The sequence below is a fragment of the Pseudaestuariivita rosea genome (assembly GCF_017592335.1).
Lineage (GTDB): Bacteria > Pseudomonadota > Alphaproteobacteria > Rhodobacterales > Rhodobacteraceae > Parasulfitobacter > Parasulfitobacter rosea.
Genome location: NZ_JACNMP010000084.1, coordinates 1 through 1048, shown reverse-complemented (window position 1 = coordinate 1048; position 1048 = coordinate 1). Strand labels below are relative to the sequence as shown.

At 55.3% G+C, this 1048-nt stretch carries 1 pseudogene; it reads right to left on the bottom strand.

The features are described 5' to 3' along the window. Window positions 1-985: pseudogene (locus tag H7848_RS20125) on the bottom strand (IS3 family transposase); the annotation flags it as partial. Between the last annotated feature and the right edge of the window lie 63 nt (window positions 986-1048).

Genomic DNA, 1048 nt, shown 5'->3' with positions numbered 1-1048 from the left:
GACAGCGTTGTCATGGCAATTGCCCCGGCGGCTCATGGAGTGTTCCAAATTGTGTTCGCGGAGGAAGGCAGCCCATTCACGGCTGGTGAACTGGGCCCCTTGATCTGAGTGGATCAACAGGCCTGATCCGGGCTTTCGTCGCCAGATTGCCATCAGCAACGCCTGGACCGCCAGTTCTGAAGTCTGGCGAGACCGGATGGCCCAACCCACGACACGCCGCGAGAACAGATCAATGACGATACAGAGATACGCAAATCCTTCGTGCGTGCGCAGGTAGGTAATGTCTGTCACCCACGCGCGATCTGGCGCATCGACAGCGAACTAACGATCCAATGTGTTGTCGACCACGACGGACGGTTTGCCGCCATAAAAGCCTGGCTTCTTCTTGTACCCGATCTGTGCCTGAACACCCGCCAGACGGGCCAAACGGGCAACGCGGTTCTCTGAGACGGTCTCACCCATGTCGATCAGGTCATCGTAAATTTTGCGATAGCCGTAGACTTTGCCGCTGTCTTTCCACGCCTTCTTCACTAGCCTGGTCTGACGCCGATCTTCCTGAGTGCGCTGGCTTAACGGTTCCTTAATCCATGCATAGAAACCACTGGGATGAACGCTCAACATCTTGCACAGAACACGGACAGGATGCTGCTGGCGATGCGCGTCGATAAAAGCGTACCTCACTTTGCATCCCTGGCGAAGTACGCGTTCGACCATTGTCCTCGGACCAATGGCGGAAAATGGTCTCACCCTTTTTTAAGATGTCACGCTCCTCGGTCACGCGGGCCAGTTCTTTCTTAAGCCGCCTGACCTCGGCTTCCTGATCAGTCACACGCTGTGGCTTCGAAAACTGCGCCGTCCAAGTGTACAAAGACTTGGTGCTGATCCCGAGCCGTTCAGCCACCTCCTTGACCGAATATCCGCGCTCCGTGACCTGCGCCACCGCGTCGATCTTGAACTCGTCTGAGTAACGAATTTGACCTGACATATACGTCGTCCTTTGCTTCCAAAATTACCAAGCAAAGCGTCTACAAATCTAGGGGCACCTCAG